We start from the raw sequence: 25,527 nt of genomic DNA on the forward strand, positions 1-25,527 counted from the left end.
CCGCTTTCCCGCGCCCCCCCCCCCGCCCCCCCCCCGGGGCGCGGGGGCGCCCCCGCGGGTCGGGGGGGCCCACGCTCTCCTGGGGTCGGTGGGTGGGGATGGTCACGGATCTCTCCTTCGCGCGGCATGAAAAAACACCGCGCGGCAGGCCGGAGGGCCTGCCGCGCGGTGTCGACAGCATGAGGCGGTGCACAAGGAAAAGAGAAGGATCAGCCGACGGGAAGCCCTGGCCCGCCAAGGGGGCGCTCGGGGGCACACATCAACCGCCGCCAAGAGCGTGACAGCCCTCCTTCGCGGAAGTCAACCCGCTCCGGATGCCGCCACGCGCCTGGCGGTCGGTTCGCGCGGGACGCGGATCAGACGTGAATCGGGTGCGACGTGCGCCCCGACGCCGAGTCGATCTCGTCGTGCGCCTTGGTCAGCAGGCGCATGGCCAGTTCGTTCAACGCCCTCGCCCCGGCGATCTCCTCCCCCACCCGCGGCTGTTGGGAGTCGGTGTGGTGCCGGGCCGCGTGTCCGTGGGCCCGTACCTCGGTCCCGTCGGGCAGCCGCACCAGCGCCGCCGCCCTGGTGTGGGTGTCGTCCTCCTGGAACTCCAGCTCGACATGCCATCCCACCGTGGTGTGCATCATGACGATCACCTCCGGACACCTGTCTCCAGGCTCAGCCGTTGCCGGTTGCTTCCAGGGTGCTCCCGGAGTGCCCGGCTTGTCGCGTTCCCGTCGCTCCTGACGTGTTCCGGACCCGGGTACGCCGCCGCGACCACGGCCGCCGTTCACTGCCGCCGGGCACGAAGGCTCTATGCGCTGCTGCCTGACCGCCGCTCCCCAAGCCGCCCGCTCAGCCCTCGGAGCCCTCTCCGCGCTCCCCCCTCCCCACCACGTCCTGCGCTCCGCCGCCCTGCTGGCCCCCGTCGTCCTGCACGGCCTGCGCACCCGGCACTCCGGCCCCGTCGCCGCGGTGCAGCTGGAACTGGTCACGCTGGCCGAGGACCACGCCGTGCTCACCTGGTTCACGGGTGTGCCCGGCACCGACGACGGGCTCGGCCAGATGATCCCGGCGCCCACCGAGGGCGAGGTGGTGTACGGCACCCACCCGGCGCGGCTGGACCGGGTCGCCGGCGAGGACCGCCCGACCGCCCACCACCAGATCGAACTGACGGACCTGGAGCCGGGCCGGACGTACTACTACCAGGCCCGTTCCCGGGGCGTCCCCGCCGCTCCCACCCCCCTGCACCTGGCCGGCGGCAACGCGGTGGGCACCTCGCCGCACGGCCTGGGCACGCCCGCGGGCCCGTACTCCTTCACCACACCCCAGCCCCCGCCGGGCCGCCATCTGCTGTCGATCGCCCTCTGCAACGACCTGCACCTGGGCGAGACGACGGCGGGCCTGGTGGCCGGGCTCCCGTTCCTGCGCGGTGTCTCCCAGGCGCCGGGCCGCGACCCGTATCCGGAGATCATGAGCCGCGCCGTGGTCGCGGAGGCCCTGCGGCGCGGGGCGGACCTGCTGCTGGCCGCCGGGGACATCTCGGCGGGCGGCGCGCCGCGCGACCTGGCGACGGCGCGGCGCATCCTGGACGGTTTCGGTGCCCACGGACGGGACTACTTCGTCGTACGGGGCAACCACGACCGGGCGGGCCCCGGCGGCGACCCCTTCCACCGGGCGTTCGGCTCCGCCACAGGCGAGGCCACCTACTTCGCCCGTGAGGTCTGCGGCCTGCGGATCATCGGCCTCGACACCTACGAGAGGACGGGTACCGGCGGCGACGCGGGCGGGATGGGTGCGGAGCAGCGGGCGTGGCTGCGAGCCCGGCTGCGGGAGACGCGGGACCAGCCGACGCTCGTTTTCGGCCACCATCCACTGACCGTGCGGCAGTCCCTGTTCCCGGTGAGCGCGGGCCAGCGCCTGGCCCGCGCCCAGGCCCGCGCGATCCTCGCGGCCTACGCCGCCGCGCGGGGTGTCTTCCTGCATCACGCCGGCCACACCCACCGCAACAAGCGCACGGTCCTGGACGAGGCGCCGCACGTCACGTTCCAGGAGGTCAGCGCGGTGAAGGACTATCCGGGCGGCTTCAGCCTGCTGCGCCTGCACACGGCCGGATACGCCCTGAACCACTACACGCCCCGGGACACGGCGGCCCGTGCCTGGGTGGAGCGCGGCCGCCGGGTGGCGGGTGGCCTGTGGGTGCACCACGCGCTGGGCCACTCGGTGACGGACCGCAACAGCGTCGCGGCCCACGACCTCTCGGGCGTCACCCGCCCGACGCCGAGGGACCCCGTGCCGGGTCGGCTCGCGGCGGCGTAGCGCGACGGCGTCGCGCCCCACCGGCGCGATCACGCCAGCATGAGCCCCATCCCCACGACCAGCAGTCCCGCGGCGGCGATCCGGGCCGCCCCGAACCGTTCCTTGAAGACCACGGCACCGATGGCCGCGCCCACGATGACCGACGACTCGCGCAGGGCGGCGATGGGCGCGAGTTCGGCGCGGGTCTGCGCCCACAGGATCAGGGCGTAGGCACCCACGGACAGGGCGGCGCCCAGCAGCCCCGGTCCGAGGAAGGGCCGCAGGCGCGCCACGGTCCGGGTGCGCCAGACGCACAGCGCGTACGCCGGGATGACGACCCCCTGCACCGCCATCAGCCACGCCACGTACCCGAAGGCCGAGCCCGAGGCCCGTACGCCAAGACCGTCCACGACCGTGTACACGGCGATGGACAGTCCGGTCGCCAGTGCGGCCCCGATCGCGGGCCAGTCGGGCTGCCGCCCGCGCAGCCCCCACAGCGCGGCGCCGGTCAGCCCCGTGCAGCTCAGCGCGATCCCGGCGACCACCCAGCCGTCGGGAATCTCGTGCGCGAAGATCGCGGCCAGCACGGTGACCATGAGCGGTGCGCTGCCGCGGGCGATCGGATAGGCCTGCCCGAAGTCGCCGAGCCGGAAGGACTTCATCAGCAGCGCGTAGTAGGCGATGTGCAGCGCGGCCGACAGCAGCAGATACGGCCACGCTGCGGCCGCCGGTACCGCCACGAACGGCAGCAGCACGAGGCCGATGACCAGCCCGCCGCCCGAGATCAGCGTGAACCCGACGAGCTTGTCGGTGATGCGGTGGGCGATGGCGTTCCAGCTGGCGTGCGTGACGGCGGCGAGCAGGACGGCCGCGGTGACCAGCGGGGTCACGCAGCGCGCTCGCGGACGTCCACCAGGGTGCCGCCGGCGTGGGCGATCAGGGCCTTGGGTTCCATCGGGAAGACGGTGTACGGCGTCCCGGCCGCCGCCCACACCAGGTCGTGGTCGAGCAGCGACCGGTCCGCGAGCACCCGCGTCCTGCTCAGGTGCCCGAACGGCGGCACCCCGCCGATGGCGTACCCGGTGGTCTCCCGTACGACGTCGGCACCGACCCGGGTGACCTTCCCGGCGCCGAGCTCCTGGCGCACCAGCTCCACGTCGACGCGGGAGGCCCCGTCCATCAGCACCAGCACCGGCACCCCGTCGGCACCGAAGACGAGCGACTTGCAGATCTGGCTGAGCTCGCATCCGACGGCGGCGGCAGCCTCGGCCGCGGTCCGCGTGGCCTCGGGAAAACGCCGGACCCGCCCCCGCACATCACCGAGCCCCAACGCGTCGAGCGCGGCACCGAACCGTGGGTGAACTCCTGATTCCGAAGTGGTCATCCCGGCACGCTAGCGGCCCGTGTACGACACACGCGACCGGGTTACCCCTCAGCAGGACGCGTCACCGTCGGAGACGACCCGAGGCCGCCCGCCAGGCATGAAAAGGCCGGTGAGGGCAAACCCCGTCCCCACGGGGCCCTCACCGGCCTGCTCTCAGGGAGCTGTCAGGCGTGGACCAGTTCCCGGTCCTCGTCGTCGCGGTCCGTCTTCGTGCGCAGGCCCTCACCCTCGACGTCGACGTCGGGCAGTGCGCGGTCCAGCCACTTCGGGAGCCACCAGGCCTTCTTGCCGAGCAGCGCCAGGACCGCCGGGACGATCGCCATGCGGACGACGAAGGCGTCGAAGAAGACCGCGATCGCCAGGCCGAAGCCGATCATCTTGACCATGGCCTCGCTGGAGCCGATGAAGCCCGCGAAGACCGCCATCATGATCACCGCCGCCGCCGTGACCACCCGCGCGCCGTGCCGGAACCCGGTCACCACCGCCTGACTGGGCTTCTCCCCGTGGACGTACGCCTCCCGCATCCGGGTCACGAGGAACACCTCGTAGTCCATCGCCAGGCCGAAGACCACGCCGACCATGAAGATCGGCATCATCGACATGACGGGGCCGGTCTCCTCGACGCCCATCAGGCCGGCGAACCAGCCCCACTGGAAGACCGCCACCACGGCGCCGAGCGCCGCCATCACGCTCAGCAGGAAGCCGAGCGCCGCCTTGAGCGGGACCAGGATCGAGCGGAAGACCACGATCAGGAGCAGGAACGCCAGGCCCACGACCAGGATCAGATACGGGACCAGCGCGTCGTTCAGCTTCTGGGAGACGTCGATGTTCATCGCCGTCGCGCCGGTGACCAGCACCTCCGCGTTCGTGTCCGCCTTGATCCCGGTGCCCGCGTCGCGGATGGAGTGCACCAGTTCCTCGGTGGTCACCGACGACGGCTTGGAGTCGGGGATCACGGTGATCGTCGCCGTGTCACCGGCCTTGTTGGGCGCCGGCGGGGTCACCGTCACCACGTTCTCCAGGCCCTTGATCTCGTCGGCCACCTCACCGAACGCGCCCTCGGCGTCGTCGCTCGACTTCGCGTCGACCACGATCATCAGCGGGCCGTTGAAGCCGGGACCGAAGCCGTCCGAGAGCAGGTCGTACGCCCGGCGCTGCGTCGTCGACGTCGGCTGCGAGCCGTCGTCGGGCAGGCCCAGTTCGAGCGAGGTCGCCGGGACGGCCGCGGCACCGAGGCCGAGCACACCCAGCAGCAGGACGGCGACCGGACGCCGTACGACGAAGCTCGCCCAGCGCGTGCCCATGTTGGGACGGCCCTGCTTGCGCGCGGCGGAGGCACGGCCGCCGCCGAGCAGCTTGCTCTTCTCCCCCGCCGGACGCACCTTGCGGCCCGCGTAGCCGAGCAGCGCCGGAATCATCGTCAACGCGATCAGTACGGCGATGCCCACCGTGCCCGCCGCCGCGACGCCCATCTTCGTGAGCATCGGGATGTTGACGACGGCGAGCCCCACCAGCGCGATCACGACCGTGAGGCCGGCGAAGACCACCGCCGAGCCCGCCGTGCCGACCGCCCGGCCGGCGGCCTCCTCGCGCTCCCGGCCCTCGGCCAGTTCCGCCCGGTAGCGGGAGACGATGAACAGCGCGTAGTCGATGCCGACCGCGAGGCCGATCATGGTGGCCAGCGTCGACGTCGTCGAACCCAGGTCCAGCGTGCTCGCCAGCGCGGTGATCGTCGCGACCCCGATGCCGACGCCGATGATCGCCGTCAGCAGCGGCAGCCCGGCCGCGAGCAGCGAGCCGAAGGTGATGACCAGGACCACCGCCGCGATCGCGATGCCGATGATCTCCGTGGACCCCGTCTCGGGCGTCGTCTGCAGCGCGTCGCCGCCGACCTCGACGGTCAGCCCGGCCTCCCGCGCTTCCTGCGCGGCCTCTTCGAGGGCCTCACGGGACGAGTCGGCAAGCTCCATGCCGGAGACCTTGTAGGTGACCTGCGCGTACGCGATCGCGCCGTCCTTGCTGACCGCCTTCGCGGCGTACGGGTCGGCGACGGCGGCGACCTCGGAACCGTCGGAGAGCTCCCGGACGGTCTCCTCGACGGTCGCCTTGTTGCCGGCGTCGGTCATCTTCTCACCGGCCGGCGCCTTGAAGACGACCCGCGCGGTCGCCCCGTCGGCGCTCATCCCGGGGAAGCGTTCCTCCAGCAGGTCGAAGGCCTTCTGGGCCTCGGTGCCGGGAATCGAGAAGGACGTGGTGCCGGCGGTGGGCGCGCTGGCCGCGCCGACACCGGCGAGGGTCAGCAGCGCCACCCAGATCAGGGCGACGAAATGCCGTCGCCTGAAGGCGAGCCGGCCGAGTTTGTAGAGAAACGTGGCCACGAGGGCGATCTCCCGGTCAGGTCGTGGGGTGGTTCAGGGCAGGGGTGATCACCCGGCGGGGAGGCAGGGGTGATCGTCCCGACGACGTGAGCGGGCGCGTCAGGTTCAGGCAGGGGTGCTGGTACTGACTGAGGGGGTGCTCAGAGAGTGGGAACGCCGAGGGCGGGGAGGACCACGGCGTCGATGTAGGAGGTGAGGAAGTCCCTCGTCGGCGGCAGGTCGTCGATCAGCGCACGGGTGGCGAACGCGCCGAGCATCATGTGCACGACGTAGTCCAGCGCCGGGTTGTCCGCCCGGACCTCGCCCCGGTCGATCGCCCGCTGGACCATCCTGCGGAACTCCTGCGCCTCGGGCTCCACCAGCAGTTCCCTGAACGCCTTCAGCAGGTCCGGGTTGGTGTGCGCCGCCATGGCCAGACCCCGCATCAGCGCGGCGTTCTGCTCCATGGTGCAGTCGTCCTCGTGGGCCAGCAGGGCGTGGAAGTCGCCCCGCAGGGTGCCGGTGTCGACGTCCGCGATGCTGCCGCCCGGCTTGTTGTGCCGGATCGCCTTGGCCACCAGCTCGGCCTTGCCGCCCCACTGGCGGTAGAGCGTCGCCTTGCTGGACTTCGTACGGGCGGCCACGGCGTCCATGGTGAGCGCGTCGTAGCCGACTTCCCGGAGCAGGTCGAGCACGGCCTCGTACAACTCGGCCTCGCGCTCGGGTGTGATCCGGCTGCGACGCGTCGTTGCGACCTCGGCCACGCGACTCACCCTTCCTGCTCGCGACGATCTCCGTACGACACCGTTTCGTACAGGAAGAATGTAGCGCAGCCCGTTCAGAAACGAAACCGTTTCGTACGTGTCGCCGGTCACGCGGCGCGCGCCGCCCACCCGAGTGGCCGTTTTTGCACGACTTGCTCCGGTCCGCCCCCCGGGCGAAGCATGGGTAGGTGACCTATCTGCGTCTGCCCCACCTCAGCGGTGACCTGCTGTGCTTCGTCGCCGAGGACGACCTCTGGCTGGCCCCTCTCGACGGGCCGGGCCGCGCCTGGCGGCTCACCGTCGACCGCACCAAGATCGGCCACCCGCGCTTCTCCCCGGACGGCCGCCGGATCGCGTACACGAGCTGGCGCAGTCTCGTGCCCGAGCTGTACCTGGTGCCGACGGAGGGCGGCAGCGGCCCCCGGCTCAGCTACTGGGGCAGCCCGGACACCCAGGTGTGCGGCTGGGCCCCGGACGGCGACATCCTCGCCGTCGCCTCGCACGGGGAGCCGTTCTCGCACTTCACCTGGGCCTACAAGGTCTCCACGGACGGCTGCCCGGGCCGCAAACTGCCCTGGGGCCCGGTCACGGACCTCCAGGTCGCCGACATCGACGGCGAGCGCCGCACCCTCCTGCTCACCGGCACCCCGCCCCACGAACCGGCCTCCTGGAAGCGCTACCGCGGCGGCGCCATGGGCCGCCTCTGGCTGCACGGCACCCGTCTGCTCGCCGACCTCCACGGCCATCTGCACTCCCCGATGTTCGTCGGCGGCCGGGTCGCCTTCCTCTCCGACCACGAGGGCGTCGGCAACCTCTACTCCTGCGCGTACGACGGCTCCGACCTGCGCCGGCACACCGACCACGACGCCTTCTACGCCCGGCACGCCGCCAGCGACGGAACGCGCGTGGTCTACCAGTGCGCCGGGGACCTGTGGCTCGTCGACGACCTCGCCGCCGACTCGGCGCCCCGCCGCCTCGACGTGCGCCTGAGCGGTCCGCGCGCGGGCCGTCGTACCTACCAGGTGCCCGCCGCGCACCACGTGGACGGCATCTCGGTCGACGAGACCGGGCGCGCGAGCGCGGTGGTCGTGCGCGGCAGCCTGTACTGGCTCACGCATCGCGACGGCCCCGCCCGCACCATCACCGACACCCCCGGCGTACGGGTACGGCTTCCGGAGATGCTCGGCTCCGGCGGCCAGGTCGCCTACGTCACGGACGCCGAGGGCGAGGACGCGATCGAGATCGCCTATCTGCCGCGCGCCACCGGCGACCGCGAGCCGCGGCGGCTGGCCCAGGGGGAACTCGGCCGGGTGCTGGAGATGGTCTCCGACCCGGAGGGCGAGCGGCTCGCCCTCGCCGCGCACGACGGACGGCTGCTGCTGCTCGACGCGACCGAGGAGTCCAACGGCGCGGTGACCGAGCTGATCCGGTCGATCAACGGGCCGGTCCGGGACCTCGCGTTCTCGCCGGACGGCTCATGGCTCACCTGGTCGCATCCGGGCATCGGCCGGTCCCTGCGCCAGATCAAACTGGCCCGGATCAAGGACCGTTTCATCGTCGACCTGACCAACGGCCGCTTCGAGGACGAGAACCCGGTCTTCACCCGCGACGGCCGCTATCTCGCCTTCCTCTCCTGGCGCGGCTTCGACCCGGTGTACGACGTCCACACCGGCGACCTCTCCTTCCCGCTGGGCTGCCGCCCGTACCTGGTCCCGCTGACGTCGGCCACCCCCTCCCCCTTCGCGCTGAGCCCCGACGGGCGCCCGGCCGCCGGGGGGATGGACCCGGTCGAGGACGAGGCCGGCGCCGAGGGTGGGGAGGGCGGCGCGGTGACGGTCGAGGTCGAGGGCCTGGAGAGCCGGGTGACGCCCTTCCCGGTCGCCGCCTCCAAGTACTCGGGGCTGTACCCGGTCGCCGGCGGCGGGCTGGTCTGGCTGCGCTGGCCGATCTCGGGCGCGCTCGGCGAGACCTTCGTCAACCCGGACGACACCAGCGGTCGCCCCACCCTGGAGTACTTCAACATCGTCAAGGCCAAGAAGTCCGAACTCGTCGAACACCTCGACTGGTTCACCGTCAGCGGCGACGGCACCCGCCTCGTCGTGGTCGACGAGGGCGACCTGCGCGCCGTGCCGTCCACCGAGTCCGGCGACAGCGACACGACGACCTGGATCGACCTGCGCCGCATCATGCACGAGGTCGACCCGGGCGCCGAGTGGCGCCAGTCGTACGAGGAGGCGGGGCGGCTGATCCGCGCCTACTTCTGGGAGCCGCAGATGTGCGGGATCGACTGGGACGCGGTGCTGGACCAGTACCGGCCGCTGGTGGACCGGGTCGCCTCGCCGGACGAGTTCGCCGACCTGCTCCGCGAGCTGCTCGGCGAACTCGGCACCTCCCACGCCTACGTCACCGCCGCCCGCCGCAACGAGGGCCCGCCCCACTACCAGCGCCGGCAGGGCCTGCTCGGCGCCAACTTCGTCCAGCGCGACAGCGGCTGGACCGTCGCGCGTATCCTCCCCGGCGACTCCTCCGACTCCAAGGCACGCTCCCCGCTGGCCGGTTCCGGCATCCGCGAGGGCGCGATCCTGACCCACGTGGACGGCCGCCCGGTCGACCCGCTGACCGGCCCCTACCCGCTCCTCGCGGGCGCGGGCGGTACGACGGTGGAGCTGACCTTCACCCCGGCCGAGGGCGAGGGACGCTCCCGGCGGGTGGCCGTCGTCCCGCTCCTCGACGAGCGTCCGCTGCGCTACCAGGACTGGGTGGCCAAACGCCGGGCGGTGGTCCGGGAGTTGAGCGGCGGCCGGTGCGGCTATCTGCACATCCCCGACATGGGCGGCTCCGGCTGGGCCCAGTTCAACCGCGACCTGCGCATGGAGGTCTCCCGGCCCGCGCTGATCGTGGACGTGCGGGGCAACGCGGGCGGTCACATCAGTGAGCTGGTCATCGAGAAGCTGACCCGCACGATCCTGGGCTGGGACCTCACCCGCGACGCCCAGCCGGTGTCGTACACCTCGAACGCGCCGCGCGGGCCGGTGGTGGCGCTGGCGGACGAGGCGACGTCCTCCGACGGCGACATGATCACGGCCGCCTTCAAACTCCTCAAGCTGGGCCCCGTCGTGGGCCAGCGCACCTGGGGCGGCGTCGTCGGCATGACCGGCCGGCACCGGCTGGGCGACGGCACGATCATCACGGTGCCGATGAACGCGGCCTGGTTCGACGCCTACGGCTGGTCCATCGAGAACCACGGCGTCACCCCCGACGTGGAGGCCCTGCGCACCCCCCTCGACTGGGCGGAGGGCCGCTACGCCCAGCTCGACGACGCGGTCCGACTCGCCGTGCACCTGCTGACGACGGAGCCGGCGGCGACGCCTCCCGACTACAGCCAGGTCCCGGACAGGTCGAGGCCGAAGCTGCCGCCCCGGCCGTGACGTGACCGAACCACCCACACCTCGAAAGACACGAACACAGGGCGCCCCCAAGGAGAGGGCGCCCTGCGTCATCGGGTGAAGCCGCACGCACGCTTAGGCGTCGTAGTCCTGCGCGAAGCGGTCCTCGGCCTCACGCCGCTCCCGCTCCGACTCCTGGTCGCGGCGGCCACGCTCAGGCGTGGGGTCCGAGGGGCGCTCGCGCCGCTCGTCCTTCTCCTGACCCATGCGCTCCTTGGCCTGCTGGCGCATCCGCTCGGCCTTGTCCTGGAACTGGTCCTTCATGCCCATGAGATTTCACTCCCGTTGTGGGTAAGGGATGGGGCTCGACCAGATTTGCACGCCCGGACACACCACGCATTTCGATCAACTACGCTGCGTAGCCCGCGCCTGTTCGTCGGCCTCGCCACCCGCGCCCACGAGCCCCGTACGCATCCCCTGCAGCCGCGGCGCGAACCGCCGCATCTCGCGCTGCCCCACGGTCCCGATGAGCGCCGGCAAGTACCCGCGCACACCCTGCATCCCGCGCAGCCACCACTGTCCGTACACGTGGCTCGACCGCCGCTCGATGCCGGCCACGATGCGGTCCACGGCCGGTCCGAGCGGATAGGTCTTGTTCGACGGCCAGGGCAGCCGCTGCCTCAACTCCCGCATGACGTCGTCCTGATCGGCCCCACGCACCATGTCGGTGTCGGTCCAGGACAGATACGCGACCCCCACCGTCACGCCCTGATGGCCCACCTCGGCGCGCAGACTGTGCGCGTACGCCTCCACGCCCGACTTGGACGCGCAGTACGCGGTCATCATCGGCGCCGGCGTGATCGCGGCCAGGGACGCGACCTGGAGCAGATAGCCCCGGCTCTCGGTGAGCACCGGCAGGAAGGCGCGGGCGGTCACCGCGGACCCGATCAGATTGACCTCGATGACCCGCCGCCAGGCCTGCGGATCGGAGTCGGCGAAGGGCCCGCCGCTCGCGACGCCCGCGTTGGCGACGACGATGTCGACCTTGCCGAAACGGTCCTTGACCTCCTGGGCGACCTTCGCCATGGCCTCGTGGTCGGTGACATCGGCGTACCAGTGCCCGCTCTCGCCGTGCAGCCGCGCGGAGACCTGCTTCAGCGCGTCCGGCTCCAGGCCGACCAGCGCCACCTTGGCGCCGCGCGCCGACAGCTTGCGGGCGAGCAACTCCCCGACGCCCCGCGCGGCCCCGGTGACGACCGCGACCTGTCCCTCCAGGCTGACCCTGCTCATGCGCCCTCCTTGACCGGTTCCTCCGGCGCGTACGTAGTGACGAGTTCGCGAATCCTGCCGGTGATCAGCTCGGGAGCCTCCACCGGTGTCATGTGGCCGAGCCCGGGCAGCTCGGTGAGCCCGACGCACCGCGGCAGCGCGGCGACCAGCGCACGGGCGTGCACCGGCGGCGTGAGCCGGTCCCCCGTCCCGACGACGACCGCGGTGGGCACCTGCAACTGCCCCACGCCGTGGTCGAGATCGAGCAGGTCCAGCACCCGCGACCAGGTGTGACGCACGGTGCGCGGGCAGGCGTGCACGATCCGGGCGCACGCCTCCACCATGTGCGGGGCGGAACCGGCGCCCATGGTGGCGTACTTGAGGATCCTGCGCGCCGGCGCCGTGACCGGACCGAGCGGCGCGCGGGAACCGAGGATGTGCCCGGTCAGCCACGTCCGCAGCCGCCCCGCGCGCATCGGCAGCACGGTCGACTCGGCGACCAGCCGCGAACTGCCCGTGCTGCACAGCAGGACGGCCGCGACGTGCGCCCGGAAGCGTTCCCGCCCGGCCGCCGCCATCACCGTCATGCCACCCATGGAGTGCCCGGCGATCACCGCCCGCTCCCCGGGCGCGAGCGTCGCGGCGAGTACGGCCTCCAGGTCGTCGGCGAGGACCTGCGTGCTGCACAGGCGGCTCGCGGGGCTACGGCCGTGGCCGCGCTGGTCGTAGGCGATGACGCGGTGGTCGGCGGCGAGGGCGCGGATCTGCGCGGCCCAGAACGCGGTGGAGCAGGTCCAGCCGTGGACGAGGACGACGGCCGGCACGCCGTCGGGTCCGTGCACCTCGACATGCAGGGGTGCGCCGTCGGCGGAGGTGACCGTCAGTTCGCGCGCGGGGACGGGCGGGGCGTAGGGGCCGGAGGCGACGTGCATGAGGCGGCTCATGCGAGGGCCTCCCGCACGGGCTCCTCGGTGGCCTCGGCCGCGCGCGGGCGCAGCACCTCGTACTCCCCGAGGTCCACGCGCCGTGTCGCGCGCCGGAAGTCGCTCGTCGTACCGGGCCAGATGGTCGTGTTGCGGCCGGCCGCGTCCAGGTACCAGCTGTTGCAGCCGCCGGTGTTCCACACCGTGCGCCTCATCCGCTCCTGCACGCCGTGGTTCCAGGCGCTCACGGCGTCGGGCCGGGCGTCGAGGGCAACGCGCCCGCCGAGCACCTCCAACTGCCGTACGTAGTCCGCCAGATAGTTCAGCTGGGACTCGATCATCAGGATCATGGACGAGTTGCCGAGGCCGGTGTTGGGCCCGATGATCGTCATCCAGTTCGGGAATCCGGCGGCCGAGGCACCGCGCAGGGCCTCCATGCCGCCCTTCCAGACGTCGGCGAGCGTCCGGCCCTCCGCCCCGACGACCCGCTCGGCGATCGGCATGTCCGTGACGTGGAAGCCGGTGCCGAAGATGATCGCGTCGACCTCGGCCTCGGTGCCGTCGGCCGCGACGACTCTCGAGCCGCGGATCTCGCCGAGCCCGCTCGCGACGACGTCCACATTCGGCCGGGCGAGCGCCGGGTAGTACTCGCTGGACAGCAGGATCCGCTTGCAGCCGATGCGGTAGTCCGGGGTGAGCTTGGCGCGCAGGGCCGGGTCCTTGATGGCCCGGGCCATGTTCTGCTTCGCCAGCCGCTCCACGAAGCCCAGCTCGCCCGGGTGCTTGGTGAAGGCCTGCACCTGCAACTCCCGGATCCCCCAGAGCAGTCCGCGGCGGAGCCGGGCCGTCACCGGAAGGGCGCGGTGCAGTCGGCGCTCGGCACCGCTGATCGCGCGGTCCATGCGGGGCATGACCCAGGGCGGGGTGCGCTGGAAGAGGGTGAGCCGGCCGACCTCGGGCTGGATGGCGGGCACGATCTGGATGGCGGACGCGCCCGTGCCGACCATGGCGACCCGCTTGCCGCGCAGGTCGGCGTCGTGGTCCCAGCGGGCGGAGTGGAACACCTTGCCGGGGAAGGTGTCGAGGCCCGGGATGTCGGGGACCTTCGGGTCGGACAGCGGCCCGGTGGCGGAGACGACGAGGTCGGCGGTGAGGGTGCCGGAGGCGGTCTCGATCACCCACCTCAGCTCGTCGCCGTCCCAGACCATGCGCCTCACCTCCGAGTCGAGGCGGAGGTGCGGGCGCAGCCCGAAGACGTCCGTGACGTGCTCCAGGTAGGCGCGGATGTGCTCCTGTCCGGAGAAGGTGCGCGGCCACTCGGGGTTGGGCGCGAAGGAGAACGAGTAGAGATAGGACGGCACGTCGCACGCGCACCCGGGGTAGCTGTTGTCCCGCCAGGTGCCGCCGACGCTGCCGGCGCGTTCCAGGACGACGAAGTCGGTGATCCCCTCGCGGCGAAGCCGCACGGCGGCTCCGAGCCCGCCGAAGCCCGACCCGACCACCGCCACCCGTACATGTTCGTGCTCGGCCATACCGACGCCCCTCCATGCCGTTCCGCGACTCTGCAACTCTGCCAGTGAACACTGGCGCAATCGGGAGACTAGAGGAGCGGCGTACTGATGGGTAGGGGTCGGCACGAGGAAAGTTACCGGCGGTACACCGTAGGGTGCGGACGTGACCGAGAAGCGTGAGTACCGCATGGAGGAGCTGGCCCGGCTGGCCGGCATCACAGTGCGCACCCTGCGCTTCTACCGCGAACGCAAGCTGATCCCGCCGCCCCGCCGGGAGGGCCGCATCGCCTGGTACGACGACCACCACCTGGCCCGGCTGCGCACCATCGGCGCGCTGCTGGAACGCGGCCACACCCTTAACGGCATCGCGGAACTCGCCGAGGCCTTCGACCACGGCCGCGACGTCGCCGACCTGCTCGGCGTCGGCATCGGGGCCCCCACCGAGGAGGAGCCGGTCCGCCTCACCCCCGAGGAACTCGCCGCCCGCTTCGAGGGCGAGGTCACACCGGAGAATTTGGCCGCCGCGATGGACCTCGGTTACCTCGGCACCGACGGCGACGAGATAGTCCACATCAGCCGCCGCCTGCTCGACGTCTCCTCGGCCCTGGTCCGCGAGGGCATCCCGCTCGCGGAGGTCCTCCGAGCGGGCAAGGAGGTCCGCGCCCACGCCGACGCCCTCGCCGAACTCTTCGCCACCCTGATCCTCCGCCACGCCCCCGAGGAGGACCTGCCCCGCCTACGCCCCCTGGCCCGCAGCGTGGTGGAGGCGGAACTGTCCCTGGCCCTGGACCGCCGCATGCGCAAGGAACCGTAGGCAGCCGCCGCCCGCCGGGCCCGACGACCGGCGGACCACCGCCCCTGCCGCGCAGCGCCTAGCGGTCGTAGACCACCGTCACCGGCGCGTGGTCCGACCAGCGCTCGCCATGGGTGGCCGCCCGCTCCACCTGCGCCTTGACCGCCCGCTCCGCGAGCCCGGGCGTGGCCACCTGGTAGTCGATGCGCCATCCCGAATCATTGTCGAACGCCCGCCCCCGGTACGACCACCAGGTGTACGGCCCCTCGACGTCCGGATGCAGGGCGCGCACGACGTCGACGTAGCCGCCGGCCTGGGTGTCGAACACCGTGGTGAGCCAGTCGCGTTCCTCCGGGAGGAAGCCGGAGTTCTTGGTGTTGCCGCGCCAGTTCTTCAGGTCGGCCTGCTGGTGGGCGATGTTCCAGTCGCCGCAGACGACGACCTCGCGCCCGTCGGCGGCGGCCCGCTCCCGCAGGTCCTTGAGGTAGGCGAGGAACTCGCCCATGAAGCGCACCTTCTCGTCCTGCCGCTCGGTACCGACCTCGCCGGACGGGAGATACAGGGAGGCGACCGTCACACCGGGCAGGTCGGCCTCGACGTACCGCCCGCCGCCGTCGAACTCCGTGGACCCGAATCCGACGCGCATGGCGTCCGGCTCACGCCGGGTGTACAGGGAGACACCCGCGCGCCCCTTGGCGGCCGCGGGGGCGTGCACGACGTGCCAGCCCTCCGGCGCCCGCACGTGCTCGGGCAGCTGCTGCGGCTCGGCGCGCACCTCCTGCAGGCAGAGCACATCGGCTTGCGTCCCGGCGAGCCACTCCACGAAGCCCTTCTTCGCGGCGGCCCGCAGCCCGTTCACATTCACAGAAGTCACAGTGAGCACCGGGGCACCTTACCGGCACACTGGACGGAGTCCAGGTTCCCATTTTGCATAGGTGTACGATCCGCAGCATGAATATACGTCGCGTCCCTTTCGACCACCCCGACGCCGTGAAGCTCAACGACGAGGTCCAGGCCGAGTACCACGAGCGCTACGGCGACGGCGGCGACGCCACCGTCCTCGACCCGTCGGACTTCCAGCCGCCGAACGGCGTGTACCTGATCGCCTACGACGAGTCCGACCGCCCGGTCGCCACCGGCGGCTGGCGCAGGCAGGACAAGAACGCCGAGGGCAACGAGGACGGCGACGCCGAGTTGAAGCGGATGTACGTGATCAGGGACCTGCGCGGTCGGGGCCTCGCCCGGCGCATGCTCACCGCACTGGAGGAGGACGCCCGCGGCGCCGGCCGCGTCCGGATGGTCCTGGAGACCGGAACCGAGCAGCCCGAGGCCATCGCTCTGTACACGTCCAGCGGCTACGAGCCGTGCGCCAAGTTCGGCTACTACCGCTTCCACGAGTCGAGCCGCTGCTTCGCCAAGGCCCTGTGACGCGCGCCACTTGAGGGCCCGTCACCGGGCCCCTGAGTGCAACAGGGCATGCGACAGAGCCCCGTCGGGATCCCGACGGGGCTCTATGTGCGTGGACCTGTGGGGATTTGAACCCCAGACCCCCTCGATGCGAACGAGGTGCGCTACCAGACTGCGCCACAGGCCCTTGCAACGAGTGAAACTTTAGCACCCCGGTCGGGGTGCTTGGAAATCCGTTCCCGCTGGACCCGGGGCCGGAGCCGGGCGGGCTACTCGTTGGCCGCCCGCGGCCGCTCCCCCTCTTCGTACTGGTCGAACAGCGGCGTGCGGCCGCGCTCCCGTGCCCGCCGCGCCGAGGCCGCCCGGCGCCGCGCGTCCCCGCGCCCCTCACCGTCCGCCTTGTCCGCCGCGCCCTCCGCCGCGCCGTCCGCCGCCCGCGTCCGCTCCGGCTCCCCCGCTGCATGGTCGGCCGAGGAGGCGGAGGCAGGCGTCCGGGAGGCGGGCTCCCGCGAGCCCGCGGCGGCCTCCTGCCCCTGCGCCACCGGGCTCGACCGCGCCGAGCTCCAGGCGTCCGGGGCCCCGAGATCCACCTCCGGCGTCGCGCGCGGCGCGACCGGCGCCGTCACGTACGTCGGCAACGGCACCGGCACGGGGTCCCAGCTCTCCCCGTGCCCGGGCCGCCGCTGCCGCTCCCGCTGCTGGTCGACCCACTCGGCGTGGTCGGTCTGCTCCACCAGTGCCCGCCGGTCCGCGGCCAGCGCCGACAGCCCGGCGTCGGTCTCCGGTTCGTGCCCCTCCTCGGGCTCGTCGGCCTCGGTCTCGGCCACCGCGTGCCGGCGCGGCTGGCGCGCCCGGTCACGGAGCCGTTGCGCCGCGGCCTCCGCCTGGCGCCGGTCCATCTGGTAGGCGAACCGGCGGCGCTCCTGTGCCCGCAGATACACGATGTATCCGCTGAGCAGCACGGCGGGCACACCGGGCGCCCACAGGAACGTGAGGCCACCGACGGCCGCGACGACCGCGCCGAGCGTGAAGGCGAGGAAGAGCATGATGGTGGTGCGCCTGCGGCGCGCCAGCACCTTGGTACGCCGGGCGCGTGCCGCGGCCGCCTCCGCACCGGGTGTGCGAGGGGCCGGCGGGACCGGCTTGCGTGGGGGTGGGGGCGTGGACACGTCTGCCCGGGCCGGGGCGGTGCCGGTCGCGCGCGCCTCGGACGCCGGCGCGGCTTTGGGCGCCGCCGCCGTGACGGCGCCCGTCTGCGGGCGGGTCGGAGGCATGGCGAAGGCCCGGACGTCCACCGAGTCGGTGACCGCGTCCGGGTCGTCGAAGCCTGGCTCCCCCTCGTCGGTGGAGCGCGCCCGCAGGTCCTTGGCGTACCGGCGCTCCATGCCCGCCCGTCCGGACAGCAACCGGATGGCTGTGCTGAAGCGTTCCGTCGGACGGGCCTCGTTCAGCTCGTCCTGCCTACGGAGCCACATCGGCACCAAGTAGGCGGCCCAGGCCCCGACAATGACTGCGTAGATGAGGCCGCTGCTGCTCACGCCTCACACGGTAGAGGGGTTTGCGTGAGGCCATCTGCCAATTGAGCCGGTGTGTCGCACGATCTGGCTGATATTTCGAGCTTTTTTTGTGACCGATGCGATCAGCAGGCTGGCGCACCCGCGAATTCAATGCCCCCGGACCGGTCATCAACCGATCATTTTCGAACACGTATTCAATTTCGGAGTCAGGCGGGATTCCCCGGGGCGTTCTGCGAGTTCCGGGGCAGGTCCTGCGCGTTCCCCGGGGTGTTCCGTGTGCGGGACCGGCGCCAGCGGGGCAGCAGCCCCTCGGGGACTTCCTCCGCCGTGAGCGCGAAGACGAGATGGTCCCGCCAGGCGCCGTCGATGTGGAGATAACGGGGCCGGAGGCCCTCCTCGCGGAATCCGAGTTTCTCCACCACACGGCGGCTGGGCCCGTTCTCCGGGCGAATGCAGACCTCGATGCGGTGGAGGCCGACGGTCCGGAAACAGTGGTCGACGGCGAGGGCCACGGCCGTCGGCATCACGCCACGGCCGGCCACCGACTCGTCCACCCAGTAACCGACGTGCCCCGAGCACATGGAGCCCCAGGTGATCCCGGCGACCGTCAACTGCCCGACGAGCCGCCCCTGGTACTCGATGACGAACGGCAGCATCCGGCCCGCGCTCGCCTCTGACCGCAGATGGCGGACCATCTGTCGGTACGTCGGCCGGTGCGTGATCGGCCCGCTGGGCGTGGGCGGCGGGATGGTCGCCTCCCAGGGGCGCAGCCAGTCGCGGTTGCGCCGGTTGACCTCACGCCAGGCCCGCTGGTCACGCAGCTTTATCGGCCGGAGGACGACATCGCCCTCCACCAGTTCGACGGGCCAGGTTGGGCTGTTCAGCTCGCACCCCCACCGGAGGGTCTGGGGTGGTCACCGCCGCGGACCTGGTCGACGGCGTGGATCAGCAGGGGCTCCAGCACGGCCAGTCCGTCGCGCACGCCGCCCGACGAACCGGGCAGGTTGACGATCAGCGTCCCGCCCGCCACTCCCGCCAGTCCCCGGGAGAGCGCGGCGGTGGGCACCTTGTCCCGGCCGTACGCCCGGATCGCCTCGGCGATGCCCGGCACCTCGTGGTCGAGCACGGCGCGCGTGGCCTCAGGCGTGCGGTCGGTGGGCGAGATGCCGGTGCCGCCCGTGGTGACGATCACGTCGTACCCGGCGTCCACGCCCGCCCGCAGCGCGGCCTGCACCGGATCCCCGTCCGGGACCACCTGCGGGCCGTCGACGGCGAACCCGAGGCCTCTGAGGCCGTCCGCGATCAGCGGGCCGCCCTTGTCCTCGTAGACCCCGGCGGCGGCCCGGTTGGAGGCGGTGATCACCAGCGCGGCGTACGGCGCGGGGAGCGCACCGCCGATCCCGGCGTCGGCAGTCATGACCTGCTCCAGTCGCCCGACTTGCCGCCCGTCTTCTCCTCCACCCGTACGTCCGTGATGACCGCTCCCTTGTCGACCGCCTTGACCATGTCGATCACGGTGAGCGCGGCGACGGAGACCGCGGTGAGGGCCTCCATCTCGACGCCCGTGCGATCCGTCGTGCGCACCGTGGCGTGGATCTCCACGGCGTCGTCCGCGACCGACAGATCCAGTGTCACACCCGACACCGACAACGGGTGGCACAGTGGGATCAGGTCCGGCGTCCGCTTGGCGCCCATGATCCCCGCGATCCGCGCGGTGGCGAGGGCGTCGCCCTTGGGGACCCCTTCGCCGCGCAGCAGCTCGATCACGCGGGGCGAGACGAGGACGCGTCCGCTCGCGCGCGCGGTGCGCGCGGTGACGTCCTTGTCCGAGACGTCGACCATGCGGGCGGCGCCCGCGTCGTCGAGGTGCGTCAGGTGGTCCTGCGCAGGCGGTCCGGGGGTCGCCCCCCGGGAAGGCACGGTCATGGTGTGGCGCTCCCGGTCCGGGCCCGTCGCGGTGCGGCGCACGGACCTGTTGTGCGCGACACGGTACCGCCAACCTGGGGCGGTCAGCCGAGCAGGACCACCTCGACCTCGGCACCCGGCTCGACGGACTCCGTGTCCTCCGGTACGACGATCAGCGCGTCGGCGTGCGCGAGGGCGGCGACCAGGTGGGAGCCGGCCCCGCCGACCGGCGTCACCCGGCCGTCGGCGTAACTGCCGCGCAGGAACTGCCGGCGGCCCTTCGGCGAGGTCAGTGCCTTGTCGGCCGTCAGGGTCGCCCGGCTCCGCGGACGGTGCACCTCGGGAAGCCCCATGAGGGTCCGGATCGCGGGGCGGACGAACAGTTCGAAGGAGACGTACGACGACACCGGGTTGCCGGGGAGGGCCAGCAGCGGCGTGTGGTCGGGGCCGATGGAGCCGAAGCCCTGGGGCTTTCCGGGCTGCATCGCGAGCCTGCGGAACTCGATGCCGCTGCCCGGTTCGTCCTCGTCGCCGACGTGGGACAGGGCCTCCTTGACGACGTCGTACGCCCCGACGCTCACGCCGCCCGTGGTGACCATCAGGTCGGCGCGGACGAGCTGGTCCTCGATGGTGGTGCGCAGGGTCTCGACGTCGTCGGCGACGGCGCCCACCCGGTAGGCGATGGCTCCGGCGTCGCGGGCGGCCGCGGTGAGGGCGAAGCTGTTGGAGTCGTGGATCTGGCCACTGCCCAGTTCCTCGCCGGGCTGGACGAGCTCGCTGCCGGTGGAGAGCACCACCACGCGAGGACGCGGGCGCACGCGTACGGTGCCGCGGCCGATCGCGGCGAGCAGCGCGATCTGCGGCGGGCCGAGGACGGTGCCCGCGTCCAGGGCGCGGTCGCCGGCCTTCACGTCGCTGCCCTTCGGGCGCACGTGCGCGCGTGCCTCGGCCGGCCGGTGCACACGCACCTGCCCGGAGGCGTCCTCGGGGCCGAGGCTGCGGGCCCGCATTCCGGTGACGGGGCCCTCGCCGAGGCCGCCGTCGGTCCACTCCACGGGAACCACCGTCTCCGCGCCGGGCGGCAGCGGGGCGCCGGTCATGATGCGCGCTGCCTGGCCCGGCCCCACGGTCAGGAGCTCCGCCTGGCCCGCGGCGACGTCCCCGACGACCTCCAGGACCGCCGGGAACTCCTCGTTCGCGCCCGCGACATCCGCGACCCGTACCGCGTACCCGTCCATGGAGCTGTTGTCGAACGGCGGCAGGGAGACCGGCACCGTGACGTCCTCGACCAGGACGCAGCCCTGGGCGTCGAGCAGTTGCAGCTCGATGGGTTCGAGGGGGCGGACGGTCTCGAGGATGTCCTCCAGGTGTTCGTCCACCGACCACAGGTGGTCCTGGCCGGTGGCGCGGGGCGCGGCGGTGCTCAAGTGGCTACATCTCCTCGGTGACGTAACTGCGAAGCCAGGTCCGGAAGTCCGGGCCCAGGTCCTCACGTTCGCACGCGAGTCGGACAATGGCACGCAGGTAGTCGCCGCGGTCCCCGGTGTCATAGCGGCGGCCCTTGAAGACGACGCCGTGCACCGGGCCGCCCACCTTCTCGTCGGCGGCGAGCTGCTGGAGGGCGTCCGTGATCTGGATCTCACCGCCGCGGCCGGGCTCGGTCTCGCGCAGTACGCCGAAGATACCCGGGTCGAGGACGTAGCGGCCGATGATGGCGTAGTTCGAGGGGGCGTCGGCGGCGTCCGGCTTCTCGACCAGGTCGCTCACCTTCACCACGTCGGCGTCCTCGGTGGCCTCGACGGCGGCGCAGCCGTAGAGGTGGATCTGCTCGGGCGCCACCTCCATGAGCGCGATCACACTGCCGCCGTGCCGCTCCTGGACCTCGATCATGCGCTGCAGGAGGGGGTCGCGCGGGTCGATGAGGTCGTCGCCGAGGAGCACCGCGAAGGGCTCGTCGCCGACGTGGGGGGCCGCGCACAGGACGGCGTGACCGAGACCCCTGGGGTCGCCCTGGCGCACGTAGTGCATGGTCGCGAGGTCGCTCGACTCCTGGACCTTGGCCAGCCGCGCGGCGTCGCCCTTCTTGCCCAGAGCCGACTCGAGCTCGTAGTTGCGGTCGAAGTGGTCCTCGAGAGGGCGCTTGTTGCGACCGGTGATCATGAGGACATCGTCGAGACCGGCCGCGACGGCCTCTTCGACCACGTACTGGATCGCCGGCTTGTCGACCACCGGCAGCATCTCCTTGGGAGTGGCTTTGGTGGCCGGCAGGAACCGGGTGCCGAGGCCCGCTGCGGGAATGACAGCCTTGCTGATCCGTGGTTGCGCCTGAGTCATGCTCGCAACCATATCCGGTGACTTTGCGGGGAATCCGCTGTTCCGGTCAGTACGCACTCATATGAGCACTTTGATCGCGGAACGGGAGCGACGCATGGGTCACCTCGGACACACGAGCGAGCCTGACAAGCGCACATTGCGCCGAGAGCTCCTCGCGGTGAGGAGCAGGTTGCCCGCAGATGACGTGCAGGGGGCCGCGGCCGCACTGGCGGAGAACGCCCTCTCACTGGAAGAGCTGGCGCACGCGCGCACGGTGGCGGCGTACGTCTCCGTGGGCGCCGAGCCCGGCACCCTCGCGCTGCTCGACGCGCTGCGCGCGCGGGGCGTGCGCGTCCTGCTTCCGGTGCTTCTGCCCGACAACGACCTCGACTGGGGTGTCTACGCCGGGGAGGGCTCCCTCGCGCGCGTGCAACACGGCGGCAGGATGGCGCTCTTGGAGCCCGCCGGCGAGCGGCTCGGGCCGGACGCGGTGACGGGCGCCGACGCGGTGCTGCTGCCGGGGCTCGCGGTGGACGCGCGCGGGATGCGGCTGGGGCGCGGCGGCGGCTCCTACGACCGCGTCCTGGCGCGGCTGGAGCGCGCGGGCGGCCGTCCGGCGCTGGTGGTGCTGCTGTACGACGCGGAGGTCCTGCCCCGGATCCCCGCCGAGCCGCACGACCGGCCCGTGCACGCGGTGGTCACACCGTCGGGCGTGCGCCGCTTCCCACGCCCCGGAGACTGAGGCCCGGACAGGACGCCCGGGCAGGCGAAAGGGCCCTCCACGCGCGCGTGGAGGGCCCTTGGGCGTCGCCGTCAGGAGGTCACGGCTTCAGGACGAGGGTGTCGTCCGTGTTCGTTTCGACCGCCTGCTTCGTGAACGACCAGTCCAGCAGCTCGCCCTTGGCCCACTTGCCCGTCTGGTCGGTGTAGTGGGCGCTGTAGGCATGCCCGGAGGCGCCGCTGAGGTTGATCCACTTCGACTTGTCGAAATCGTCGAGGTTGACCACCATCCGCATCGACGGCACCCAGACGACGCCGTACCCGCCCGCGGCGTTCCAGCCGGTCGCGTTGACCGTCGCCTCACCGCCGCCGAGCTCCCAGGGGCCGCGGTTGAGTACGTACTGCAAAAATCCGGGGCCGCTGGTGCCCAGGGTCTGGTTCTTCAGGAACAGCCGGTGCAGCCGGCCCCAGCTCCAGCTGTCGATGTCCTTGCCGAGCTTGGCGGTCAGCTCCCAGCGGGCGTCGATCATGGCACGCTTGAACAGCTCGTCACGGTTGTCGGCGCCGGGGCGGGTGCCCGACTTGGGGGTGGTCCACCAGTCGCTGTCCTCGTCGGCCATGAGGGTGCGCACCACCTCGAACCAGCGGTCGCCGCCGTCCGGCTGGGCCTGGTCCGTGTCACGCTGGCCGCACTCGCGCACCCGCCGGTCGTCGTCCACCGGGCCGGTGGTGTCGACCGGCTCGACCCACAGGCACTGGCCCTGGACCCGTAGCTCCTTGGGCAGCTTGTTGCCGAACGCGAGTTTGAGGACGTTGCGCCAGACCGAGTTGAAGTAGGCGGCGGCCGCCGAGTCGGCGTCCTGGGTGTAGTCCCAGCCCTCCAGGAGCTTCTGGGCGTCGCGCACGTCCTTGTCGCCGACGTCGATCTTCAGCAGCTGAGGGACGAGCAGCTTGGCGATCTCGCTGCTGTTGTCCGTCTGCATCTGCCGCATGTCCTCGGTGGAGACCTTGCCGCCACCCTTGAGCTTGGACTCGATCAGGTCGCTTATCCGCTGGCTCCGGGTGCCGTAGCCCCAGTCGGTGGTCAGCGTGTACGGGTATTCCTTGCCGACGACGGCCTGGTTGGCGGTGACGATGTAGCCGCGCTCCGGGTCGTACTCGTAGGGCAGCTCGTCCTGGTCGACGTAGCCGCTCCAGCGGTACTCGGAGTCCCAGCCCGGCGCCGGGATCGAGCCGTCGTGGCCCTTCGCGCGCGTGGGGATCCTCCCGGGCAGCGTGTAGCCGATGTGGTTCTCGGTGTCGGCGTAGACGAGGTTCTGCGAGGGCACCTCGAACAGGGCCGAGGCGGCGCGGAAGTCTTCCCAGTCGGCCGCCTTGTTCATCGCGAACAGGGCGTCCATGGTGTTGCCCGGCTCCAGCGCGGTCCAGCGCAGCGAGATGCCATAGCCGTCGCCGCGGTCGGGGGCCGCGGTGTCGACGGTGGCCTTGCGGCCGACCTTCACGAGCTCGTCGTCACGGTCGGACAGCAGGGGGCCGCTGTTGGTCTCGCGGACCACGATCTTCTTGGGGGTGCCGCCGGCGACGTGGATGGTCTCCTCGTACGTGGTGAACGGCTTCACCTTGCCGTCGTAGAGGTAGCCGTCGCCGGTGAGCTTCTCCAGGTAGAGGTCGGTGACGTCGACGCCGGAGTTGGTCATGCCCCAGGAGATGTTCTGGTTGTGACCGATTATCACGCCCGGCATGCCCGCGAAGGTGTAGCCGGAGACGTCGTACTGGCACTTGCTGGAGACCGTGCGGCAGTGCAGGCCCATCTGGTACCAGACGGACGGCAGCGACGCCGACAGGTGCGGGTCGTTGGCGAGCAGCGGCTTGCCGGTGATGGTGTGCTCGCCGCCGACGACCCACGAGTTGGAGCCGATGCCGTTGCCGTTCACGCCGACGGCCTCGGGCAGGTCCTCCAGCTCGTCGTAGAGGCCCGCCAGCTGGCTCTGGAGCCCCGAGGAGTCGGTGGACGAGGAGGAGTCCGTCGAGGTGCCCGTGGACGCCCCGGCATCGCCTGAGGGGGCTTCGGACGTGCCGTCCGTGGAGCCGCCGTCCGTGCTCTCCGTGGAGGTGCCGCTCGCGCCGCCGTCGAACGTGGCGCTGAGCTCGTCGTACTGGCCCTGCCGGACGACGACCTGGTTCCGGTCGTACGGGTAGCGCGGGTAGAGGTCGCCGACCTGCTTCGGGCCGAGGCGGCTGGTCATCAGGGAGCGGTCGATCTCGTCCTGCATGTTGCCGCGCAGGTCCCAGGCCATCGCCTTCAGCCACGCCACCGAGTCGACCGGGGTCCACTTCCCGGGCTTGTAGTCGTTGCTGAAGCCGAGCGCCGCGTACTCCAGGGAGATGTCCTCGGCGTCCTTGCCCGCCAGGTAGGCGTTGACCCCCTTGGCGTATGCCTGGAGGTACTTCTTGGTGGCGGCGGACAGCTTGGTGTCGTACTCCTTCTGCGCGGTCCGCTGCCAGCCCAGCGTGCGCAGGAACTCGTCGTTCTCGACCTGGCTCTTGCCGAACATCTCCGACAGGCGCCCGGAGGTCATGTGCCGGCGGACGTCCATCTCGTAGAACCGGTCCTGCGCCTGGACGTAGCCCTGCGCCATGAACAGGTCGTCTTCGGAGGAGGCATAGATCTGCGGGATGCCGTTGCCGTCGCGCTTCACGTCGACGGGCGCGGTCAGGCCCTGCAGGGCGATCGAGCCCTTGGTCTGCGGGAAGGAGGCACGCACGGTGCTGATGGACCAGTACGCGCCGTAGGCGACGCCGCCGATGATGGCCAGCACCAGGACGAGTACGAACAGTCGGGCTTTTCGCCCCTTCTTCCTGCCGGACTTGCCGGGCTGTTGACCCGTTGAGGCGGTGGTGTTGGGGGGCATCGCTGTCCTTGCTGTCCTAACGCGAGCGGCAGGCGGTACTGGAGTGCTGGAGCAACCATAGGCGCAGGGCCCGGCGGCCCTTG

General features: G+C 71.9%; 22 protein-coding genes and 1 tRNA gene. 5 read left to right on the plus strand and 18 right to left on the minus strand.

Annotated elements, in window-relative coordinates:
• Nucleotides 1-356: 356 nt before the first annotated feature.
• Nucleotides 357-632: a DUF1876 domain-containing protein gene (locus ACFV6X_RS23900; protein WP_365453043.1), complete on the minus strand. Its 276-nt coding sequence runs from the start codon at nt 630-632 to the stop codon at nt 357-359.
• Between the two features lie 169 nt (nt 633-801).
• Between ACFV6X_RS23900 and ACFV6X_RS23905 the strand changes: the two genes are divergently transcribed.
• Entirely contained in the window at nt 802-2,304 is a 1,503-nt protein-coding gene (locus ACFV6X_RS23905) for a metallophosphoesterase (RefSeq protein ID WP_385386558.1), read from the plus strand.
• A gap of 29 nt (nt 2,305-2,333) precedes the next feature.
• Here the strand turns inward: ACFV6X_RS23905 and ACFV6X_RS23910 are convergent, their stop codons facing one another.
• The 4 genes from ACFV6X_RS23910 to ACFV6X_RS23925 all read right to left on the minus strand — a co-directional run bounded on the left by ACFV6X_RS23910 (nt 2,334) and on the right by ACFV6X_RS23925 (nt 6,788).
• Nucleotides 2,334-3,173 carry an EamA family transporter gene (locus ACFV6X_RS23910; protein WP_385386560.1) on the minus strand — a complete coding sequence of 280 codons (840 nt, stop codon included), beginning with the start codon at nt 3,171-3,173 and terminating at the stop codon, nt 2,334-2,336.
• Nucleotides 3,170-3,667, minus strand: a complete 498-nt coding sequence (locus ACFV6X_RS23915; RefSeq protein WP_385386562.1) for a YbaK/EbsC family protein — start codon at nt 3,665-3,667, stop codon at nt 3,170-3,172. The genes ACFV6X_RS23910 and ACFV6X_RS23915 overlap by 4 nt, the downstream gene beginning before the upstream one ends.
• Nucleotides 3,668-3,831: 164 nt before the next feature.
• Complete coding sequence (locus tag ACFV6X_RS23920; RefSeq protein ID WP_385386564.1) at nt 3,832-6,045, minus strand: MMPL family transporter; 2,214 nt, start codon at nt 6,043-6,045, stop codon at nt 3,832-3,834.
• Nucleotides 6,046-6,185: 140 nt separating this feature from the next.
• Nucleotides 6,186-6,788: a TetR/AcrR family transcriptional regulator gene (locus tag ACFV6X_RS23925; RefSeq protein WP_385386566.1), complete on the minus strand. Its 603-nt coding sequence runs from the start codon at nt 6,786-6,788 to the stop codon at nt 6,186-6,188.
• Between the two features lie 188 nt (nt 6,789-6,976).
• On the opposite strand from ACFV6X_RS23925, the gene ACFV6X_RS23930 reads away from it, so the two are divergent.
• On the plus strand, nt 6,977-10,216 hold the full coding sequence (locus ACFV6X_RS23930) for a S41 family peptidase (protein WP_385386568.1): 3,240 nt from the start codon (nt 6,977-6,979) through the stop codon (nt 10,214-10,216).
• A 93-nt stretch (nt 10,217-10,309) separates the two neighbouring features.
• On the opposite strand, the gene ACFV6X_RS23935 is transcribed toward ACFV6X_RS23930, so the two are convergent.
• The 4 genes from ACFV6X_RS23935 to ACFV6X_RS23950 form a co-directional block, all read right to left on the minus strand.
• Entirely contained in the window at nt 10,310-10,504 is a 195-nt protein-coding gene (locus tag ACFV6X_RS23935) for a hypothetical protein (protein ID WP_385386570.1), read from the minus strand.
• Between the two features lie 75 nt (nt 10,505-10,579).
• Nucleotides 10,580-11,464 (minus strand): SDR family oxidoreductase, encoded by an 885-nt coding sequence (locus ACFV6X_RS23940; RefSeq protein WP_385386572.1) that lies wholly within the window; start codon nt 11,462-11,464, stop codon nt 10,580-10,582.
• Entirely contained in the window at nt 11,461-12,387 is a 927-nt protein-coding gene (locus ACFV6X_RS23945) for an alpha/beta fold hydrolase (protein WP_385386574.1), read from the minus strand. Before ACFV6X_RS23945 ends, ACFV6X_RS23940 begins: the two co-directional genes overlap by 4 nt.
• Complete coding sequence (locus tag ACFV6X_RS23950; RefSeq protein ID WP_385386576.1) at nt 12,384-13,898, minus strand: flavin-containing monooxygenase; 1,515 nt, start codon at nt 13,896-13,898, stop codon at nt 12,384-12,386. Before ACFV6X_RS23950 ends, ACFV6X_RS23945 begins: the two co-directional genes overlap by 4 nt.
• Nucleotides 13,899-14,040: 142 nt before the next feature.
• On the opposite strand from ACFV6X_RS23950, the gene ACFV6X_RS23955 reads away from it, so the two are divergent.
• Complete coding sequence (locus ACFV6X_RS23955) at nt 14,041-14,691, plus strand: MerR family transcriptional regulator (RefSeq protein WP_385386578.1); 651 nt, start codon at nt 14,041-14,043, stop codon at nt 14,689-14,691.
• A 58-nt stretch (nt 14,692-14,749) separates the two neighbouring features.
• Here ACFV6X_RS23955 and ACFV6X_RS23960 read toward each other — a convergent pair whose 3' ends face one another.
• Nucleotides 14,750-15,553, minus strand: coding sequence for an exodeoxyribonuclease III (locus ACFV6X_RS23960; RefSeq protein WP_385386580.1), 804 nt, complete (start codon nt 15,551-15,553; stop codon nt 14,750-14,752).
• 68 nt (nt 15,554-15,621) lie between these two features.
• On the opposite strand from ACFV6X_RS23960, the gene ACFV6X_RS23965 reads away from it, so the two are divergent.
• Nucleotides 15,622-16,098 carry a GNAT family N-acetyltransferase gene (locus ACFV6X_RS23965; RefSeq protein ID WP_385386581.1) on the plus strand — a complete coding sequence of 159 codons (477 nt, stop codon included), beginning with the start codon at nt 15,622-15,624 and terminating at the stop codon, nt 16,096-16,098.
• A gap of 92 nt (nt 16,099-16,190) precedes the next feature.
• Here ACFV6X_RS23965 and ACFV6X_RS23970 read toward each other — a convergent pair.
• From ACFV6X_RS23970 to galU, 7 genes are all read right to left on the minus strand, one after another.
• Nucleotides 16,191-16,264: transfer RNA gene (locus tag ACFV6X_RS23970), tRNA-Ala, on the minus strand.
• 82 nt (nt 16,265-16,346) lie between these two features.
• Nucleotides 16,347-17,615: a gephyrin-like molybdotransferase receptor GlpR gene (gene glpR, locus ACFV6X_RS23975; protein WP_385386583.1), complete on the minus strand. Its 1,269-nt coding sequence runs from the start codon at nt 17,613-17,615 to the stop codon at nt 16,347-16,349.
• 185 nt (nt 17,616-17,800) lie between these two features.
• Nucleotides 17,801-18,451 (minus strand): GNAT family N-acetyltransferase, encoded by a 651-nt coding sequence (locus tag ACFV6X_RS23980; RefSeq protein WP_385386729.1) that lies wholly within the window; start codon nt 18,449-18,451, stop codon nt 17,801-17,803.
• A gap of 23 nt (nt 18,452-18,474) precedes the next feature.
• Nucleotides 18,475-19,011, minus strand: coding sequence for a molybdenum cofactor biosynthesis protein B (locus ACFV6X_RS23985; protein ID WP_385386585.1), 537 nt, complete (start codon nt 19,009-19,011; stop codon nt 18,475-18,477).
• On the minus strand, nt 19,008-19,520 hold the full coding sequence (moaC, locus tag ACFV6X_RS23990) for a cyclic pyranopterin monophosphate synthase MoaC (RefSeq protein ID WP_365452989.1): 513 nt from the start codon (nt 19,518-19,520) through the stop codon (nt 19,008-19,010). The genes ACFV6X_RS23985 and moaC overlap by 4 nt, the downstream gene beginning before the upstream one ends.
• Nucleotides 19,521-19,603: 83 nt before the next feature.
• Entirely contained in the window at nt 19,604-20,926 is a 1,323-nt protein-coding gene (gene glp, locus ACFV6X_RS23995) for a gephyrin-like molybdotransferase Glp (protein ID WP_365452986.1), read from the minus strand.
• A 4-nt stretch (nt 20,927-20,930) separates the two neighbouring features.
• On the minus strand, nt 20,931-21,833 hold the full coding sequence (gene galU, locus ACFV6X_RS24000; RefSeq protein WP_385386587.1) for a UTP--glucose-1-phosphate uridylyltransferase GalU: 903 nt from the start codon (nt 21,831-21,833) through the stop codon (nt 20,931-20,933).
• 94 nt (nt 21,834-21,927) lie between these two features.
• Here galU and ACFV6X_RS24005 point away from each other — a divergent pair, with 94 nt between their 5' ends.
• A complete protein-coding gene (locus ACFV6X_RS24005) occupies nt 21,928-22,554 on the plus strand; it encodes a 5-formyltetrahydrofolate cyclo-ligase (RefSeq protein WP_385386589.1) in 627 nt (208 codons plus the stop codon).
• A gap of 79 nt (nt 22,555-22,633) precedes the next feature.
• Here the strand turns inward: ACFV6X_RS24005 and ACFV6X_RS24010 are convergent, their stop codons facing one another.
• A complete protein-coding gene (locus ACFV6X_RS24010; protein WP_385386591.1) occupies nt 22,634-25,444 on the minus strand; it encodes a penicillin acylase family protein in 2,811 nt (936 codons plus the stop codon).
• Nucleotides 25,445-25,527 lie beyond the last annotated feature (83 nt).

This window comes from Streptomyces sp. NPDC059861 (assembly GCF_042731435.1).
In the GTDB taxonomy this organism is placed as follows: Bacteria; Actinomycetota; Actinomycetes; order Streptomycetales; family Streptomycetaceae; genus Streptomyces.

Coding starts and splice junctions, on each gene's coding strand:
- ACFV6X_RS23900 (WP_365453043.1), bottom strand. CDS start 632: ATGATGCACACCACGGTGGGATGGCATGTCGAGCTGGAGTTCCAGGAG.
- ACFV6X_RS23905 (WP_385386558.1), top strand. CDS start 802: ATGCGCTGCTGCCTGACCGCCGCTCCCCAAGCCGCCCGCTCAGCCCTC.
- ACFV6X_RS23915 (WP_385386562.1), bottom strand. CDS start 3,667: ATGACCACTTCGGAATCAGGAGTTCACCCACGGTTCGGTGCCGCGCTC.
- ACFV6X_RS23935 (WP_385386570.1), bottom strand. CDS start 10,504: ATGGGCATGAAGGACCAGTTCCAGGACAAGGCCGAGCGGATGCGCCAG.
- ACFV6X_RS23940 (WP_385386572.1), bottom strand. CDS start 11,464: ATGAGCAGGGTCAGCCTGGAGGGACAGGTCGCGGTCGTCACCGGGGCC.
- ACFV6X_RS23945 (WP_385386574.1), bottom strand. CDS start 12,387: ATGAGCCGCCTCATGCACGTCGCCTCCGGCCCCTACGCCCCGCCCGTC.
- ACFV6X_RS23950 (WP_385386576.1), bottom strand. CDS start 13,898: ATGGCCGAGCACGAACATGTACGGGTGGCGGTGGTCGGGTCGGGCTTC.
- ACFV6X_RS23965 (WP_385386581.1), top strand. CDS start 15,622: ATGAATATACGTCGCGTCCCTTTCGACCACCCCGACGCCGTGAAGCTC.
- ACFV6X_RS23985 (WP_385386585.1), bottom strand. CDS start 19,011: ATGACTGCCGACGCCGGGATCGGCGGTGCGCTCCCCGCGCCGTACGCC.
- moaC (WP_365452989.1), bottom strand. CDS start 19,520: ATGACCGTGCCTTCCCGGGGGGCGACCCCCGGACCGCCTGCGCAGGAC.
- galU (WP_385386587.1), bottom strand. CDS start 21,833: ATGACTCAGGCGCAACCACGGATCAGCAAGGCTGTCATTCCCGCAGCG.
- ACFV6X_RS24005 (WP_385386589.1), top strand. CDS start 21,928: ATGGGTCACCTCGGACACACGAGCGAGCCTGACAAGCGCACATTGCGC.
- ACFV6X_RS24010 (WP_385386591.1), bottom strand. CDS start 25,444: ATGCCCCCCAACACCACCGCCTCAACGGGTCAACAGCCCGGCAAGTCC.